Genomic DNA, 16,385 nt, shown 5'->3' with positions numbered 1-16,385 from the left:
GTTTTTGAACGGGCGATTTTCTGTCGGCTTAAATTAATATAAGCTCTATGCCTTCTATATTTTTAAACCCTTTGTCAGATGACACCAACGGTATTTGAAGATATTTTGAAGTGGCTGCTATTATCGCATCTGGCGTTTTTATCTTGGTTTTTTGTCGTAGCTCAATAGCCAGCCTCCTAATTTCAGCGGTAAGCTCGAAAACAATACAATCATCCAAAATAGCACGAAGTTTTTGTTGTTCTTCTTGGGTTATCTTATGCCTGCCAAGCAATTCTATTTCGGTAATTACCGACACAATAACAGAAGAATCCAGAAATGGCTCTACTTTTTCCCTGCCTTCGTGAACATCAATTAAAAAGTTAGTATCATCAACAAAATCAAACCCAGTCATTCCTCACTTGCTTTTGATATTCAAGTCCGTCAATACCACGTTTTAGTTTTCCAAAATGGTTGCGTAACCCTTTTTTACCGGATGTTTTAGCAAGCTCGTCCATAGCCTGTTGTACTTTTTCTTTGGTAACCGGTTTTTTTATCTCGATGGTCATAATCAAATATAACAAAAAATCTTTGTCTTATTAAAACGCAAACATGTGATATAATTTCTTCTTAAATCGAACAATTTAGCTTATTATTACATGTAAGATAGTAATGCTATGAACAAACTGAGGTTATACTTTTTTGCGGGATATGCGCTATTTACGCTGTCTGCGAAGGCGCAATCGCCCGATGCTCTGATTGATGTATTACACTATGGATTTAGCATCCGGCTCAACGATGCCGATAACAATATTAAAGGCAAAGCCGAGATCCTGGTTAAGTTTTTGAAAACTCCCGGGATCTTCCAGATAGACCTGGTCAAAAAGAAAGTCGACGGCAAAGGCATGACGGTGAACCGTGTTTTGGAAAACGGCAATGCGGTACATTTTCAGCAGGATAGCGATGCGATCAACATCAGCACCAAAGCCAGAGAAAATACTCAGAAAACCTACACCATTTATTACGAAGGCATACCTGCCGATGGCCTGATCATATCCACCAATAAATTTGGTAAGCGCACTTTTTTTGGCGATAACTGGCCAAATCGTGCCCACAACTGGATACCCTGCGTGGATGAACCTGCCGACAAAGCCTCGCTTGATTTTATGGTTACCGCGCCCGACCATTACACCGTTATCGCCAATGGATTAAAGATTGGCGAAAGCGTGTTGCCCGGTCACCTAAAAAAAACGCATTGGGCAGAAACAGCACCGTTGCCAACCAAGGTCATGGTGATCGGCGTAGCCGACTTTGCCATTGACCACCCCAAGGATGTAAACGGCATCCCGGTTTATACTTACGTTTTCCCGGAAAATGCCCAACAGGGTTTTAAAAGCTATGCCGTAGCCAGCGACATCCTGCCTTTTTATATCAGCAAAATCGGCCCGTACGCTTATAAAAAGCTGGCCAACGTACAGTCTAAAACCATATTTGGCGGTATGGAGAATGCCAGTTGTATCTTCTATTTTGAGGAGTCGCCGTCTACCAAAGATATCGAGGAGCTGATGGCACATGAAATTGCCCACCAATGGTTTGGCGATGCCGTAAGCGAGAAAGATTTCCGCCACCTTTGGTTGAGCGAAGGTTTTGCCACCTACCTTACCAATTACTACCTGGAAAGCAAATATGGTGTCGATACCTTGAAAAAGCGCTTGATCGCGCAGCGCAAAAAAGTTATCCGTTTTGAGAAAGAGCGTTATACACCCGTTGTTGACACGACGATTAAAACCGACTATATGCCGCTGCTCAATGCTAACAGCTATGAAAAAGGCAGTTGGTTTTTGCACATGCTGCGCCGCAAGCTGGGCGACGGTGCTTTCTGGAAAGGCATCAACACCTACTATCTGAAATACCAGGGCGCCAATGCTAATACGTCCGATTTCCGCGAAGTGATGGAGGGCATCAGCGGACAAAACCTGAAGCCGTTCTTTCATCAATGGCTCAACACCTCCGGTCACCCGGACCTGGCGGTAACCTGGAAATTCGACCCCAAAACCAAGATAGTGGATATTACCGTCGAGCAAAAACAAAACGACTTATATGCTTTCCCGCTTGAAGTTGAAATTGATGGACAACTGCAAACCATGAACATTACCGAACGCAGCACAACTGTACATTTGGCGGCAGGCAAAAAGCTGTCCGCTATTAAAGTAGATCCGAATGTGAATTTATTGGCGAGTTATGCGGTGGTGGATCAATCAGGAGCTGGTTCTAAATAGACACTTGCTGATCCACGCGAGAGAGTGGATCACTTTTAATGACTTTTACGTCTTTTTTGGATCAGCCAAGAATATGGGTTTCGCTACCACTGATAAACCGGATTTGTTATTTAGTTTATGGGGTTTTATTATCAAGCCGTCATTGCTGTAAGGAACGAAGCAATCTCTCTGTTTGCGATAAGCCGATCAGGTTTATAGAAAATTCTATAACTTACAATATTATAAACCTTGCTTCGGCGTCAATATTCATGAAAAAGTATCTACTCAGCATCTTATTGCTTGCGGCTCAAGTAAGCGCTTTCGCGCAGTTTACGGTAAGCCCGGATAAGCACTACATCCTCAAAGACAACCAACCATTTTTTTGGCTGGGCGATACAGCCTGGGAGCTTTTTCATCGCCTGAATAGAGAAGATGCTGATTTTTACCTGAAACATCGCAGCGAGCAGGGTTTTACAGTGATCCAGGCTGTGGCCTTGGCCGAGTTCGACGGACTCAATAAACCCAATGTTTATGGTGATGAGCCGCTGATCAACAATGACCCGACCACACCCAACGACAAATATTTTAAACATGTAGATTATATCATAGACAAAGCGGCCGAATGCAATCTAAACGTTGCTTTATTACCCACCTGGGGCGACAAGATCAATAAGGCCTGGGGTGTCGGGCCGGAGATTTTTAATGAGAAAAACGCAGCTATATATGCAGAATGGCTGGCTAAACGGTACAAGAACCGGAAAAACATTATCTGGATTTTGGGCGGCGACCGCAACCCGCGTAACCAAACAGATATAGCCATTTGGCGGGCAGTAGGTTTAGCCATAAAAAAGGCAACCAATAATAAGGCGCTCATCACCTACCATTGTTCACCCAATGAATTAGGCTCGGCAGAGTGGTTCAGGAATGAGTCATGGTTTGATTTTAACATGTTTCAAAACGGCCATTGCCGCGATGTAACTAATTATATTAAAGTTTATAACGCCTATAACGCCCTGCCGCTTAAACCGGTTATAGACGGCGAGCCCCTTTACGAGGACCATCCTATTTGTTTTAATGTGGCGGATCTGGGTACATCCAGCGCTTATGATATAAGGCACTATGCTTATACAGATCTGTTTTCGGGCGCGTTCGGGCATACTTATGGTTGCCATGATATCTGGCAAATGTATTCACCAAATAACGAGCCGATAAATGGCCCACATGTGTTCTGGCAAAAGGCAATTGATTTACCAGGCGCCAAACAAATGACTTTTGTAAAGCGACTGATGGTATCGCACCCCATACTTGACCGCATGCCCGACCAAAGCCTGATTGTAGAAAATGACTTGCCGCCCATGCAGCGCATCCAGGCTACCCGCGGTAAAGATTACGCTTTTATCTATTCATCAGAAGGAAAACCTTTTACGGTAAACATGGGTAAAATAAGCGGCGACAGAATTAAAGCAACCTGGTTTGATCCTAAAAGCGGTAAAACCACACCTGCCGGCGAGGCAGAGAATCAAGGAACAAAGAAGTTCACACCTCCGTCATCCGGTTACGGCAATGATTGGGTTTTGGTACTTGATAATAGCGGAAAGAATTATCAGTTGTAAAATTAATCCAGCACCGATACGGTTATTTTAATAATGTTGTCAAACATGGCTCTGTCTAACGTTGATTTCGCGGTTACCTGAATGCCTTTTACCGTGTTAAAGATAAACCTCGCCAGGGCACGTGCATCCATAGGATTACTGATCTCGCCATTGTCTTTGCCTTTTTTGATCAATTGATAAAACGACTCTTCTAATTGCTGATCGTTTTTACAAACCACGTCGTTCACCTCCTGGTCATGCAGCGCCACCTCCACTTCGGCGTTTACCATAAAACAGCCTTTCTGTTGTGAATCGCCCAGCATTTCATCGGTGGTAAACTCCAATAAACGCCTAATGGTTTCTTTTGCCGGAGTGGCATCGTCAATAATTTCCTGAATTTTGGCATATCCCTGTTTCCGGTAGCTCTCCAGTGCCTTCATGTAAAGCGTGTGCTTATCGGTATAGGTATCATACAAGCTTGAACGACTAATACCCAATCCATCCACCAGGTCCTGCATAGACGTACCATTGTACCCCTTGTACCAAAAAAGTTGGATGGCTTTGGCCAGCACTTCGTCTTCATCAAAATCTTTCGTTCTTGCCATAATAGCGAATAGCCTTGCTTGTTAAAGCAAAGCTATTCAATTAACTCATTTTTAACAACCCTATTACCTTATACCGCCACTGGCTACCAATATTTCGCCGGTAAGCCAGCGTGAATCGTCTGATGCCAGGAATACGGCAACATCTGCAATATCATCAGGCAACCCAATACGGCCAAGCGGTGCAGTACGTATAGCTTCTGCGTGAAAATCGCTACCAATAAAACCCGCGGTATGCGTACCCTCTGTTTCAACCATCCCCGGGTTAATAGAGTTTACGCGGATTTTTTTAACACCAAGCTCTTTGGCTAGTACATGGGTAATTGCATCAACCGCACCTTTGGTACCGGTATAAACAGAACTGCCCGGAGGCGTAATATTGGTTACTGCCGAACCAATGTTAATGATGCTGCCACCGTCTGCATTAAAGTTTTTTACTGCGCCTTGAGTGGCTAGAAGCAATCCTAAAACGTTAGTGTTAAATTGGGTGTGAAAATCTTCGGCGTTGATTTCTTCGATAGCGCCAAATTTGTAAACACCGGCATTATTTACCAGAATGTCAACTGCGCCAAAAGCTTTAGTTGCTTCTGCAAATAAACGGGTTACGTCGGCTTCGTTTGACACGCTTGCCTGAACGGCTATAGCTTTGCCACCTGCCGCTACGATCTCTTCAACCACCTTATCGGCACCGGCTTTGGCCGAAGCATAATTTACTACTACGCTTGCGCCGGCTGCTGCAAGGTGTTTAGCTATACCCGCACCTATTCCTTTTGATGCGCCTGTTACTACCGCTACTTTATTTTCTAATTTTTTCATGTTCTTGGTGATTGTTTTTCTATGTTTGGAACAATCGTTCCGCAAACATACAACCATTAAGGAACGATCGTTCCAAATAAAAAATATCATTGCTTTTTGATGACGCAGCATTTCTCGCTCCGAATAAATTCTATATCTTACGCTATTATAAATCTTATTGCAAGTGTTAGTTAAAACCTTTGGCAGCGCCGTTTACGGCATCGAAGCCATTACCATTACTGTTGAAGTTAATATTGCCGCCGGCACCAAGTATTTTATTGTGGGCCTGCCCGATGTTGCCGTAAAGGAGAGTTATTTCCGGATCGAATCTGCTTTAAAAAATTGCGGTTTCCGGATGCCGCGCCAGCAAGTGGTGGTAAATATGGCGCCCGCTGATATCAAAAAAGAAGGTTCGTCATACGATCTGACTATTGCTACTGCGGTCCTTGCTGCGTCAGGACAAATCGAAGCAGAAAACCTGGACAAGTACCTCATCATGGGCGAGCTTTCGCTTGATGGCGGGCTACAACCCATTAAAGGTGCATTGCCTATTGCTATACAAGCCCGCAAAGACGGTTTTAAAGGTTTTATCCTACCCAAACAAAATGCCCGCGAGGCCGCCATTGTAAATGAGCTTGAGGTTTATGGCGTCGAGAGCATAAAAGAGGTAGCCGGATTTTTTAATGGCGACATTGAACTAACGCGTGAAGAGATAAACACCCGCGAGGAATTTTATAATAGTATCAATAATTACGACAGAGACTTTAGCGAAGTAAAAGGGCAGGAAAATATTAAACGTGCTTTAGAGATAGCTGCGGCAGGTGGTCACAATGTGATTCTGATTGGCCCGCCCGGGGCTGGTAAAACCATGCTGGCACGCAGGTTACCTTCGATATTGCCGCCATTGAGTTTATATGAAGCTTTAGAAACCACCAAGATACATTCGGTAGCGGGCAAACTGTCGGCGGCAGATGCTTTGGTTACTATACGCCCGTTCAGGTCGCCGCATCATACCATTTCAGATGTCGCCCTTGTTGGCGGCGGGGGCAATCCGCAGCCCGGCGAGATCTCGCTGGCGCATAATGGCGTTTTATTTCTGGATGAGTTGCCAGAGTTTAAGCGCAGCGCACTCGAAGTAATGCGCCAGCCACTGGAAGAACGCCGGGTAACAATCTCAAGAGCCAAATTTACGGTCGATTATCCCAGCAGCTTTATGCTGGTAGCCTCTATGAACCCCTGTTGCTGTGAGAACTTTTCTTCGCGTTTTCAGGAAGCTGGGGGACGTACGCGAGCGTGATCGTGATGTCCTCCCTGCCGACCTGGATGCCACTTACCACCGTCTCGACGATGCCGCGCTTTTGCTCGAACTCCAGGTGCTGCCACCGCTCGTAAAGCGTCCGCAGCTCTCGTATGACGCTGTCGCCGGACATGAGCTGAACGGTGCGGACATCTATCTCCGCCTCCAATAACGGAAGCTGCCTGTCCAGTTGCTGCAGCCGCTCCTCGGCGGGCCGGTTTCTTTCCGCAAACTGTTCCTTGGACAGTTCGCCCTCGACGCGCAGGTCCAGCCACGCGTCCATTTGCCGTTTCAGCCGGGTTCGCTCCCTTTTTGTGCTTTCGAGCAGCTCCTTTTTTTCCTGTATTACGCCGCCGGCCTCGGCGGCGTACCCTGCCACGTCGATGCTGCGCAGATAGTCCTGCAGGTACGCTTGGAATATCTCGTCCATGTCGGCGACCGAAATCCGGTGCCTGCACTTGCTGCAGGCATACACCTTTGAGGTGTGGTAGACGTACATGGTTTTCCCGCACTCGCATTTCACGAACCCTGACAGCAGGTACACCGCCTTGGGTCCCGGCGTGCGCCTGCTTTCCTGGATGTCGAGCAGGCGGTTCACCTCTTCCCACAGTTCCGAGCTGACTATCCGCGGGCATGGCATTACGACCCACTCGCTTTCCGGCTTCAGCTCCCAGGCCTTTCCGTCACCGAGGCTTCTCGTGTAGTTGGCGCGGCGCTCGCCCTTGGCGGAGCTGTCGCGCAGCAGCCTCGAGACAGAGGTGGCGGTAAACATCGACCCGTTGCGGGTTCGGTATCCCGCGTCATTGAGCGCCTTTGCGGTAGTCAGCTTTCGCTGGTGCAGCATGAAGAGCTCGTACATGAGCTTTCTTACCGGCGCTTCCCGCTCGTCGATTACCAGTTCCTTGTCCTGCCACCGGTATCCGAAGGCAGCCTGCCCGCCCAGCGGCTTGCCGAGCTTTGCCCGAATGGGCACAGACGCGGCCACCCGGCTGCTGATTTCCTCGCGCTCCCATTCGGCCATCGCGGCGATCATGGTATAGAACAGTCGGCCCGCGGGGCTGCTGGTGTCGATGCTTTCCGCAAGCGATATGAGGTCCGCGTTGTGTAGGCGGAACACGTTGGCAAACTCGAGAAGCTCGATGGTGTTGCGGGCAAGCCGCGCGAGCTTGGAGAATACCAGGCCCGTAATGTGGCCGCTCGTTACGTCCGCCAGCATGCGCTGCGTCTCTGGGTGCTGCATTACCGACTTGCCGCTTACCGCGTCAAGCTGGTAGATTTCCATTATTTCCCAGCCCTTTGCCTGGGCGTAGTACCGCGCCCGCTGCTCGTGGTGCTCGGGACTGTCGTCCTTTACCTGCATTTCTGTACTTACTCGGATGAAGATGCCGATTCGTTTGTTCGGTTCCATTGGTTGGCTATTTGATTGTGAAAGGAATAGTGTGTTTAATATAAAGATAGCGAATTGTCTGTAGCCTTTGTAGTAAAGCAAAAGGCGCGCAAAAAGATGCATCGCAGCCGAACAAAAAAGCCCTTTCGGGCTTTTGATTATTGATGAAAGCAGGAGGCAAGTATAGCTTGAAACGCCTTCTCGTGGTATTGGTTCTTCTGTCTCATGGCGCTCTCGTAGGTGGGAACGAGCGCTGGAAAGTGCTCTATTACGATCCGCATCATGTGCGCAGTGTTTCTGGCACCAACGAACAGCTTTAGGTCCTTCTTGGTACATGTCTTGATTCCGCAGCCATGGCGCTCGCACGCCTTCGTCACCTCGTCCAGAACCGACTGCACGGTTTCTGGGTGGTGCGACTTCGGTGGGAGCTTTATAACAACAGCCGAAGCTCCGTATTGATATATGTACCTCTCGATGCGGCTGGCTATTATTTCTGCCTTCTTTTTCGACCACGTCTCCCGAAACGAATGGGTCGCCCAGTTGGCAAGTTCGCCGTCTTGCAGCACCGCCACGCCGACCGTCGTCGTGCCGAGGCTAACTCCGAGTACCGTCGCCATGAAGCCGCGTGTAGTCGTTAATTTTCCCCACGAATATCGCCGCTCGGGAGACGGCTATCAGGTGGTCCGGCGCGTCGCACGCCTTTTGCAGCGACTGCCTGATGTAATCGTGCGGTACTTCCTTGGTATATTTTAAGAACTGCTTGAGCGAGGTCTGGTCTTTAAGTCTGTAGGCTATTTCGTTGGCCAGACTGATTTGCTCCTGTGTATAGAATTGGTTAAAGTGTGCGCGCTCCATAATGATTTGTTTTCTATTAATTGTAATCGTTCGTTCGCTCGCTCGATTTTTTTATAGCTTTCGCACTATCGTTCGATATATCTAGCCACCCACACTGTGTTTTGTCCGGTAAAAGACATAAGGCCCTCTAAAGGACAGGGTATCGCCCCTCAAAGAAGCACAGCTCCGCTGTGTCCATTTCGGCTTTTACCTTCCTGAAATAGTCTGGGTAGAGGTCGTTGGGATAAGTGCGATACAGTACACTTAGCTTTACCAGGTTGACGCCCGAAGGCATGGATTTTCCCTTCTCCCAACTTCGGAGCGGGACGGTGCCGTACAGCCCGAGCAACTTAGCCACCTCCGTCTGCTTGTATCCTCGCAGTCGGCGGTGATGCACTAGTCTATTTGGAATAGGTCGAGTTCCTTTTTCCATACGACAATTTTACCGTAGGGATCGGATGTAGTAAGTAAAGTAGACCTGTCGATAAACACGTCTTGTGGATTTAACTTTTGGTAATACCTTTTTTATTGGATTTGGTTTACCCGAAAAATCTTTGTCTTCCCCTTCATGATAATGGCTATCTTTAAAATGCTCATTAAACAATTAAAATCATGACTATCGTTGCATCTTGGTTCAACAACGAATCACCTAAAACGCCGAGCATTTGGACAGCCTCGGACACAAAAATATCTTTTGAAACAGGAGCCACGTTGCAGGGTAACAAAATATTCGAACTGAGCGTCGTATGCAAGCAACTCTCTGGTAATGGCTACGGAACTATATTGCACCGCTCTTCCTTAACTTTTGCCTATGCGGGAAGCACCATGCTGGCGGTAAACACATTTGCGACACTGAATACTGTGTTAGGCAATCTCGGCGGGGGCGGTGTTACCAACCGACTTTTGCCGGACGGTGAAAGTATACTTCGGTCTGCGGCAACCATTTTGCGAATGCACAACATGTCCATTCGCAATGCGGGCGAGATAACAATCTGCGGCGTTTGCCCCAAAAGCGGGAGGCTGTTTATCGGCAAGGTAACCGCCAAAATGAAGGAAGACGTTATGGACTACAGTATCGATTTGTACTTTAACGATCTAAAATCGTTTACTTGCGTACTGATGGGAAGCCATAAGGAACCGATTCGCGAACTGGTTGTATTGGAGATTAAAAAAAACAAGACGAAGCGCCATGCTTATTGGCGCGCGCCATTTCAAGTCTTGGCCAATATAGTTTCCGAAGAAACCTATCCCGACGAAATTGGCGGAAACCTTCTGTTGTCCGTTGTCTATCCACAGTGGGGCACTAAGCTCTATTCCGTAACTCGAGAAGTCGGAGACGGCACGCAAAAATACCAGAACATAGATATTTTTGGCGAACTTGGCAATAAGGTTGGCGAATGCCTAATCGCGATAGACAGCATGATTATCGACTTTGATAGCGTGGACGCTTTTTATCAAAACTTATTATCAAAATCTTCTCCTAATAAAGAGTAATACAAATTGGTTTTTCAGTAATATGTAAGTACCTATGGCCGCAGACTTATTTATCTCCTACGCATGGACATCAACCGAACATCGCGAATGGGTTCGGCTGTTTGCAAGCCAACTCCACCTGATTGGTTATAACGTGAAGATTGACGAAACGGTAGACTACGGTTCCAGCCTCAGCGGTTTTATGCAGGAGATAACAGACTCTTCTCATGTTTTATTAATTATAGACGAGAATTACGTCTCCCGTGCGAACGATATGCCAGATTCAGGGGTTGGCATTGAGAATAAATGGATTGGTGGTGTCTTCAGCAATAAACCCGCTAATTGGCTGTCAGTAGTCTTTGTCCGAAATCCTGAAAACAAGTTGCCCGCTTGGCTCATAGGCCATAATCCCAAAGGCTTCAACTTTAACGCCCGTCCCGAAAAAAACGAGTTTGCAGGAGCAGCGCAAGTTGACGCTGTTTGGCGGTGGGTTGAAGGCTTGCCAGCCAATAAGGCAAATGCAGTGACGTTGGCAGAAATTCGCAAGCGAGCGACAAGAATCGAACGCGCCGATGCCCTGCGTAATCCCGCGAATTACGCGAACCCGGCCCTAAATGGGCGCATCACGTTTCAACATAAAAATCAAAGGTATTTTACTGTAGGTCAAGGCGAGTTTGAGTTTAAAATTAAATTCGCTGAGCGTAGTCATAATAGCATTTACGTTTACTTTGATAACGAACTTAAAGCCTTGGGCTTAATCACAATACCGAATTATGATCGACAAGCCGTTGATTCATTCTTAACACCGGCTCGTGCTGCCGAGCCTGTCGTCGGTCAAAGCGTTGTTCTAATGAACACCCATGGCCTACTTTGCATAATCACCATTGATGAAGTGCAGAGCGAAGTTAACTCTACCGAATATATTCCACCGCACGTAACATTCTCTTATGAAGTATTAACTGGCTTATAAATGACGCCCTGATTAACTCTTGAAACTACACGCACTGTGGACATGTATCCGTGTTGTTTTCAGGCTTGTTTCTTAGTTATTTGCCTAACCCTTATTAAATCGCCCCTTACCGCCTCCCAAAACCCTCTGTTTTCCAAGAGGTCATCATACAGTAAAGTAAATGTATCGGTTGACAGGGTGTTTTTTTCTGGGAGCCCAGAGTCCACTCTAGACGATTTACCATCGTCAAACACCTCTTTTACTTTAAAAACACTGGCTATTTTCGGTGTTCGTAAAATATTGCCATCCCATAATACACCCTTGGTAAAAACGAACTCTTGAAAGAGTTTCCTTATTTCCAAAGTGCCGGACTGCCAAAATACATGAGGCGCTTTCAATATTTCAACGGCATCTCGCATTAGTTCAGCAATGCTTACTTCATTCGCTTTGCCGACATACAATTGGGTCTTTAATTCGTCCAGTTCAGCTTCCAGGTGTTTTATTCTTAGGGTTAACGTGTCCTCCTTTATCGTGGTGCTGCCGATTAAATTTAGGAACTTATCTATCTGCGTGTTTATTTCTTCAATCCTTTTTTTGATCGCCACCGCGGCCAACGCGCTATTATTTTCCTGCAATCCGAAATGCTTCTCCAGCGCTTCCCGGAGCAAATTTATGTGGGCAGTGTCAAAAGCCAGAGTTTGCAACAGGTCTAAAAACTTTTGTTCCAAGGCTTCTTTCCTTATGGTCGTGTTTGGTAGTCCGAACGAGTAATATGGATAGCGTTTCGTCTTTCCTTTTGACCAATAGCCTACCAGCAGCTTGCCGGTCTCGTGCTTTATGAATCGGCGAAGAGGAAAGTCCGGGTTTTCCTTCAAATAATGCCGCGTTTTGTTTTTCTTACCTTTCAATATGCCCTGCACCGTTTCAAAAAGATCGACGGGCAAAATGGCTTCGAAGGTCCCCTGCACCGTCATGCCGAATTTCTCGATTACCCCCTTATATAATGGATTTCGCAGCAATCGGTAAAAATACGCGTGGTTGATCGGGTTGCCGATTCTGTCAGCCAGCCCCTTTTCGGCCATAAGTAATCGAACCACTTCCGTCGAATACAGTCGCTCCGCGATCATTTCAAACGCTTCGAGAACGAGCGGCGCGGCATGGCTTGGCGCTATCGTGGCCTTGTCTATCCTTATATTTTCATAACCAATAGGCGCCTTCCATACGTAGCGCCCTTCCTGTACCGCTTCCTTCATGCCGCCCACAGACCGCTCGGTTCGCACCTCGTTGTCGAACTGGCTGACGTTAGCGATTATGTTCTCCATAAAGCGGCCGGCAGGGGTGTCCTCAAAGTACTCAGTTACTGACTTGATTTGTATGTCTCTCCTCTTTAGTCGTACCTTGATGTGGCTATAATCTGCGATGTTTCTGCTAATGCGGTCAACCTTGTAGGCTATCACCGCATTAATTCCGTTCTTCCTGCTTTCGCAGAAGGCGAGCATCTGTTGCAGCTGTTTTCTATCCGCCGTTTTGGCGCTCTCTCCCTTTTCGATGAATATTTCAGCTATGTCATATCCTTCCTGTTCCGCGTACTCGCGGCAAATACGCTCCTGCGATACAAGAGAGTTTCCCTCGTCAACCTGCTCCCTGGTGGATACCCGGCAGTATATGACGGCGCGCTTCGCGGCGTTAGTTTGTGTTTCGCTTTCTGTAGAAATAAGCCGTTACAATTATCTGCGCCAATAGGTCAATCTGTTCCTCGACCGACCGCTCCACCTCCGGAAAACCAAAAGCGGAACCCTGCACAACGTCTGTGTTGCTAGACAACAGACAGCAAGGCTCCGCTTTTGGTACGTTGTTCTTTTGTCTGTTGTCTAGCGGATTCAGCATAGCATAATCTTTTTGAGGAATACAAACAGTATGGTCTTCGAAGGCAACTTTTGGTAGTGAAGCACAGGCCGTATAAATCCACCTTTTTACATTGCTACCTTACCAGCAGTATTTTTTCTATCATGCCTTAGTGCATGACCATTCAAAACCATTCACCCCCATAGGCTACACCAACTGGCGAAACGCAAACCAACTGTTCGGCATCAAGCTGCAAGACCGATATAGCCACATTTACGTGCTCGGAAAGACAGGGGTTGGTAAAACGACCCTATTGCTTAACATGGCGATTGACGACATATACAAGAACTACGGAGTATGTCTTATAGAGCCGCACGGCGACGCATGCCTGAAGCTCCTCGAGGAGATTCCAGAACACCGAAAGAAGGATATCATCTACTTCGATGCAACCGAGCCAGCCCACCGCACGGGCTTTAACCCGCTGCACGACGTGCCAAAAGAGCAACGACACGTCATAGCATCGGAAATAGTCATGTCGTTCAAGAAGATATGGAGCGACAGCTGGGGCGTACGTCTCGAGTACGTATTGAAATACTGCATTCTAACGCTGCTGGACTATCCGACAGCCACGCTGCTAGACATAACTCCGCTGCTGCTAGACCCGCAGTACAGGAACCTGATACTGCATTACACGGAAGATGCCGCAATTCTCTCTTTCTGGCATAACGAATACGATAGGTATTCGCCGACGCTGAGGACCGACGTAATCATGCCGATTCTCAACAAAGCGGGGGTGTTCCAATCGAACACAGTGTTGCGCGAGATAGTTGGACAGCAGGAAACGTTAGACATGGACAAAATAATGAATGAAAGCAAAATTCTTGTCTGTAACTTGAGCAAAGGATTAATCGGGGAAGATGTGTCGCAAATATTGGGAAGTCTTTTGACTACCGCAATACAGGCGGCGGCAATGCGGAGAGCAAGGTTTTCACCAGACCAACGTAAGCCTTTTATGGTATATATAGATGAGTGCCATAGCTTTATAACAACATCTTTTGCCAATATGTTATCTGAGGTGCGAAAATACCACGTCTCTTTGTTTTTAGCACACCAGTATTTAGAGCAATTATCCGAGGATGTATGTAGCGCGATACTCGGAAATGCAGGAACAGTGATTGCGTTTCGCCTCAGTGCAAGCGACGGAAAAATAATGGAACAGGAGTTTTATCCCGTTTTTAAACAAAGTGATTTTGTTTGCCAGGGACGATTTGCAGTTTATATAAAACTACTAATTGATGGATTAAGCAGTAAACCGTTTAGTGCTAAAATAATAGACATAGAGAGTAATGAAAGCTAGCCTCTACTTTGATGTGAGTGGTCGTCCCCATATTTAACACAACTACATGCTTGTACAGGAAAACCTGTATCTAATCTCCAACAAGTTTCTATAGCATCTACCAGCAGGGGACTATTTTTATCAACGGGCGTGATTGTTTGAATTCTTGTTTTTCTGTCAGTCATTTCTATAAGTACTTCGTCGTCCGCGACCTCAAAATGTTCATGTAACAACGTTACCCCAAACCTTTGCAAAGCATTATGCCTTCTTAAAACGTCATAAATCTCACCCATAACCGGTAAGTCATTTTCATTCAATGGTTCAACATCTCCGATGTCAACCAGTCGCTTGGATAAAACCTGTGCTTCCATTTGATTTTCAATTTATTAACTAATATAAAAATATCGATTATCATTTCAAAGAGCCATAAAAAATAATTAATTAACCATTTTGACTTTCATAAAATCAATGATATAATATTCTTAGTGAAGGTTATTGTTTCCGAAAATTATAGAAACAATCAAAAAGTCATTATAAAGGGCTTTATTTCCAAATTTCTTGAAACTAAAAATATTGATACTATGCTTGATATCGGTGCAGGTAGTTCAGCTACAGCACTCGCGTTTAAGGAATCTGTTCGTTCATACTTAGCAGTTGAAAAAGATAAAAGAAAAGCAGAAAGCTTACGATCAGTTGATATACCAGTTATCAACAAAACATTCCCATGTTCTATTAAAAAAAAGTGGACGTTGGTCTTGTTATCTCATTCGATCCCAGAAAACAAACACAAATACCATAATTTTATTAAACAGGCGTGGGATTTGGTTAGCGAAAATGGATATCTAATTATCATTACTTTCAAGGGCGTTACAGATAGTCTTCGTAATATCAAATCTGAAATTTTCGAGACCAAACTACAAGCGTTTGAAAATGAAAAATATATCGAACTCATTAAAATATTAGAGTTATTTGGGAAATTGCAATATAAAACAATAACCAGCATAGAAAGTTCAACTTGTAAAAACGATATATATAATTCGGTTTTGAGTTCATTAAAATGCAATAAAAAGCAAAAATGTAAATTGACATCTATTTTAGAAAAGCGTTATAGAACAAATCTAACCTATAAAATCTATCATAAACATAACGTCCTAATATTAAAAAAGCATAACAATTAGTACCTTTTTCTAGTTCATAGGAGGAAAAAAGGTATTTCACTCACCGCAATCACATAAAAAATAACGCCAGGGCATGGACGCTTGTGGCACCCACTATTCAGTCAGTGCCACAAGCGCCGATGCTTTTTTCCTGTCATGATTTTTCATCGCGATTGCGCTCGTTTCATAAACCTTGCCTTTGTCTTTTCAGCGCTTGCTTTGCGCGCTCCTGAAAACCCAAGCAGGTTTCGTGTTAGGCTCGCCTGCTCAATCGGGAAACGCTGCGCTGGCCAAGTAGTATGCGCCACTCCGCGCGCCAGCAGCCCCCACGGCGCACACTGACTTGTCCTGCTTGTGTAAGACATACCTTGCAGTCGCTCCGCTGCCCCTGCAAGGACGTTTCCCTCAGCTCGCAGTCGGCTCCGTTGCTCTGCGCCGCCTCTTTACGGCTCGCGCTGCGAGGCGTTGCGCCGAATCCCCAGCACGCCGGCTGCGCCGTCATGTTGGGGATATCGTGCGCCGTTAGGAAAGGTACTTTTCGCCGAGCTTGCCGAGCACGCTGTCGTGCCGCGACAGCATGTCGTTTTGCCTCCTCAGCAGGGCGTTGTGCTCCTCGAGCAGTTCCATATATCGATCCTGCTTGCTGCTCAGCCTCTTTATGCCCAAGAACCAGCGGAACACGCCGCGAAGAAGCAGCACGCCCAGTATTAGGCCCAGTATCGGGTGAGTCATCATGAGTTCGAGAAGATTCCAGTTCCAGTGCAGGTGCGGGAACGAATAGGGCTGTTGGTAAAAAGGGTCCATGCGAATGACGGCTTAGGTTAAAACTTAATTAAAGTTAGAGATGCAGGTTGTAAAAAACAAGCATTTGGAATTTTAAATTG

16 protein-coding genes and 1 pseudogene are annotated in these 16,385 nt (G+C 46.2%); 7 read left to right on the top strand and 10 right to left on the bottom strand.

The genetic code is table 11. From position 1 onward, the window contains the following. Positions 1-28: 28 nt before the first annotated feature. Complete coding sequence (locus tag HB679_RS18980) at positions 29-391, bottom strand: type II toxin-antitoxin system VapC family toxin (protein WP_214073592.1); 363 nt, start codon at positions 389-391, stop codon at positions 29-31. After that, entirely contained in the window at positions 378-545 is a 168-nt protein-coding gene (locus tag HB679_RS18975) for a hypothetical protein (protein ID WP_214073591.1), read from the bottom strand. The genes HB679_RS18980 and HB679_RS18975 overlap by 14 nt, the downstream gene beginning before the upstream one ends. Before the next feature lie 108 nt (positions 546-653). Between HB679_RS18975 and HB679_RS18970 the strand changes: the two genes are divergently transcribed. Then, complete coding sequence (locus HB679_RS18970; RefSeq protein WP_214073590.1) at positions 654-2,255, top strand: M1 family metallopeptidase; 1,602 nt, start codon at positions 654-656, stop codon at positions 2,253-2,255. A 248-nt stretch (positions 2,256-2,503) separates the two neighbouring features. After that, positions 2,504-3,847, top strand: coding sequence for a glycoside hydrolase family 140 protein (locus HB679_RS18965; RefSeq protein ID WP_214073589.1), 1,344 nt, complete (start codon positions 2,504-2,506; stop codon positions 3,845-3,847). A 2-nt stretch (positions 3,848-3,849) separates the two neighbouring features. Here HB679_RS18965 and HB679_RS18960 read toward each other — a convergent pair whose 3' ends face one another. Together HB679_RS18960 and HB679_RS18955 are read right to left on the bottom strand one after the other, a co-directional pair. Beyond that, positions 3,850-4,431, bottom strand: a complete 582-nt coding sequence (locus HB679_RS18960) for a TetR/AcrR family transcriptional regulator (RefSeq protein WP_214073588.1) — start codon at positions 4,429-4,431, stop codon at positions 3,850-3,852. Between the two features lie 63 nt (positions 4,432-4,494). Beyond that, positions 4,495-5,244, bottom strand: a complete 750-nt coding sequence (locus HB679_RS18955; RefSeq protein WP_214073587.1) for a glucose 1-dehydrogenase — start codon at positions 5,242-5,244, stop codon at positions 4,495-4,497. Positions 5,245-5,407: 163 nt separating this feature from the next. On the opposite strand from HB679_RS18955, the pseudogene HB679_RS18950 reads away from it, so the two are divergent. Then, positions 5,408-6,463 (top strand): annotated as a pseudogene (locus HB679_RS18950) (YifB family Mg chelatase-like AAA ATPase); the annotation flags it as partial. On the opposite strand, the gene HB679_RS18945 reads toward HB679_RS18950, so the two are convergent. The 3 genes from HB679_RS18945 to HB679_RS18935 all read right to left on the bottom strand — a co-directional run bounded on the left by HB679_RS18945 (position 6,450) and on the right by HB679_RS18935 (position 8,762). After that, entirely contained in the window at positions 6,450-7,928 is a 1,479-nt protein-coding gene (locus HB679_RS18945) for a recombinase family protein (RefSeq protein WP_214073586.1), read from the bottom strand. The pseudogene HB679_RS18950 and the gene HB679_RS18945 overlap by 14 nt on opposite strands. A gap of 137 nt (positions 7,929-8,065) precedes the next feature. Next, entirely contained in the window at positions 8,066-8,524 is a 459-nt protein-coding gene (locus HB679_RS18940) for a hypothetical protein (RefSeq protein ID WP_214073585.1), read from the bottom strand. Next, positions 8,502-8,762: a hypothetical protein gene (locus HB679_RS18935; protein WP_214073584.1), complete on the bottom strand. Its 261-nt coding sequence runs from the start codon at positions 8,760-8,762 to the stop codon at positions 8,502-8,504. The genes HB679_RS18940 and HB679_RS18935 overlap by 23 nt, the downstream gene beginning before the upstream one ends. Positions 8,763-9,353: 591 nt before the next feature. Between HB679_RS18935 and HB679_RS18925 the strand changes: the two genes are divergently transcribed. Together HB679_RS18925 and HB679_RS18920 are read left to right on the top strand one after the other, a co-directional pair. After that, on the top strand, positions 9,354-10,235 hold the full coding sequence (locus tag HB679_RS18925) for a hypothetical protein (RefSeq protein WP_214073582.1): 882 nt from the start codon (positions 9,354-9,356) through the stop codon (positions 10,233-10,235). Positions 10,236-10,269: 34 nt separating this feature from the next. After that, entirely contained in the window at positions 10,270-11,184 is a 915-nt protein-coding gene (locus HB679_RS18920; RefSeq protein ID WP_214073581.1) for a toll/interleukin-1 receptor domain-containing protein, read from the top strand. Between the two features lie 59 nt (positions 11,185-11,243). Here the strand turns inward: HB679_RS18920 and HB679_RS18915 are convergent, their stop codons facing one another. Then, complete coding sequence (locus tag HB679_RS18915) at positions 11,244-12,830, bottom strand: recombinase family protein (protein ID WP_346345162.1); 1,587 nt, start codon at positions 12,828-12,830, stop codon at positions 11,244-11,246. A 311-nt stretch (positions 12,831-13,141) separates the two neighbouring features. On the opposite strand from HB679_RS18915, the gene HB679_RS18910 reads away from it, so the two are divergent. Continuing rightward, the gene (locus tag HB679_RS18910) at positions 13,142-14,365 is read left to right on the top strand and encodes a TraM recognition domain-containing protein (RefSeq protein ID WP_214073579.1); all 1,224 of its coding nucleotides are present in this window, start codon (positions 13,142-13,144) and stop codon (positions 14,363-14,365) included. Here the strand turns inward: HB679_RS18910 and HB679_RS18905 are convergent. Further along, positions 14,362-14,715, bottom strand: a complete 354-nt coding sequence (locus HB679_RS18905) for a hypothetical protein (protein ID WP_214073578.1) — start codon at positions 14,713-14,715, stop codon at positions 14,362-14,364. The two genes, HB679_RS18910 and HB679_RS18905, sit on opposite strands and share 4 nt — an antisense overlap. A gap of 114 nt (positions 14,716-14,829) precedes the next feature. Between HB679_RS18905 and HB679_RS18900 the strand changes: the two genes are divergently transcribed. After that, a complete protein-coding gene (locus HB679_RS18900; protein WP_214073577.1) occupies positions 14,830-15,522 on the top strand; it encodes a class I SAM-dependent methyltransferase in 693 nt (230 codons plus the stop codon). Between the two features lie 501 nt (positions 15,523-16,023). On the opposite strand, the gene HB679_RS18895 is transcribed toward HB679_RS18900, so the two are convergent. Further along, a complete protein-coding gene (locus HB679_RS18895) occupies positions 16,024-16,305 on the bottom strand; it encodes a hypothetical protein (RefSeq protein ID WP_214073576.1) in 282 nt (93 codons plus the stop codon). Positions 16,306-16,385 lie beyond the last annotated feature (80 nt).

The organism is Mucilaginibacter sp. dw_454 (assembly GCF_018449775.1).
GTDB lineage: Bacteria > Bacteroidota > Bacteroidia > Sphingobacteriales > Sphingobacteriaceae > Mucilaginibacter.
This window is presented reverse-complemented; position numbering and strand designations above follow the sequence as displayed.

Coding starts and splice junctions, on each gene's coding strand:
- HB679_RS18980 (WP_214073592.1), bottom strand. CDS start 391: ATGACTGGGTTTGATTTTGTTGATGATACTAACTTTTTAATTGATGTT.
- HB679_RS18975 (WP_214073591.1), bottom strand. CDS start 545: ATGACCATCGAGATAAAAAAACCGGTTACCAAAGAAAAAGTACAACAG.
- HB679_RS18970 (WP_214073590.1), top strand. CDS start 654: ATGAACAAACTGAGGTTATACTTTTTTGCGGGATATGCGCTATTTACG.
- HB679_RS18965 (WP_214073589.1), top strand. CDS start 2,504: ATGAAAAAGTATCTACTCAGCATCTTATTGCTTGCGGCTCAAGTAAGC.
- HB679_RS18960 (WP_214073588.1), bottom strand. CDS start 4,431: ATGGCAAGAACGAAAGATTTTGATGAAGACGAAGTGCTGGCCAAAGCC.
- HB679_RS18955 (WP_214073587.1), bottom strand. CDS start 5,244: ATGAAAAAATTAGAAAATAAAGTAGCGGTAGTAACAGGCGCATCAAAA.
- HB679_RS18945 (WP_214073586.1), bottom strand. CDS start 7,928: ATGGAACCGAACAAACGAATCGGCATCTTCATCCGAGTAAGTACAGAA.
- HB679_RS18940 (WP_214073585.1), bottom strand. CDS start 8,524: ATGGCGACGGTACTCGGAGTTAGCCTCGGCACGACGACGGTCGGCGTG.
- HB679_RS18935 (WP_214073584.1), bottom strand. CDS start 8,762: ATGGAGCGCGCACACTTTAACCAATTCTATACACAGGAGCAAATCAGT.
- HB679_RS18925 (WP_214073582.1), top strand. CDS start 9,354: ATGACTATCGTTGCATCTTGGTTCAACAACGAATCACCTAAAACGCCG.
- HB679_RS18920 (WP_214073581.1), top strand. CDS start 10,270: ATGGCCGCAGACTTATTTATCTCCTACGCATGGACATCAACCGAACAT.
- HB679_RS18905 (WP_214073578.1), bottom strand. CDS start 14,715: ATGGAAGCACAGGTTTTATCCAAGCGACTGGTTGACATCGGAGATGTT.
- HB679_RS18895 (WP_214073576.1), bottom strand. CDS start 16,305: ATGGACCCTTTTTACCAACAGCCCTATTCGTTCCCGCACCTGCACTGG.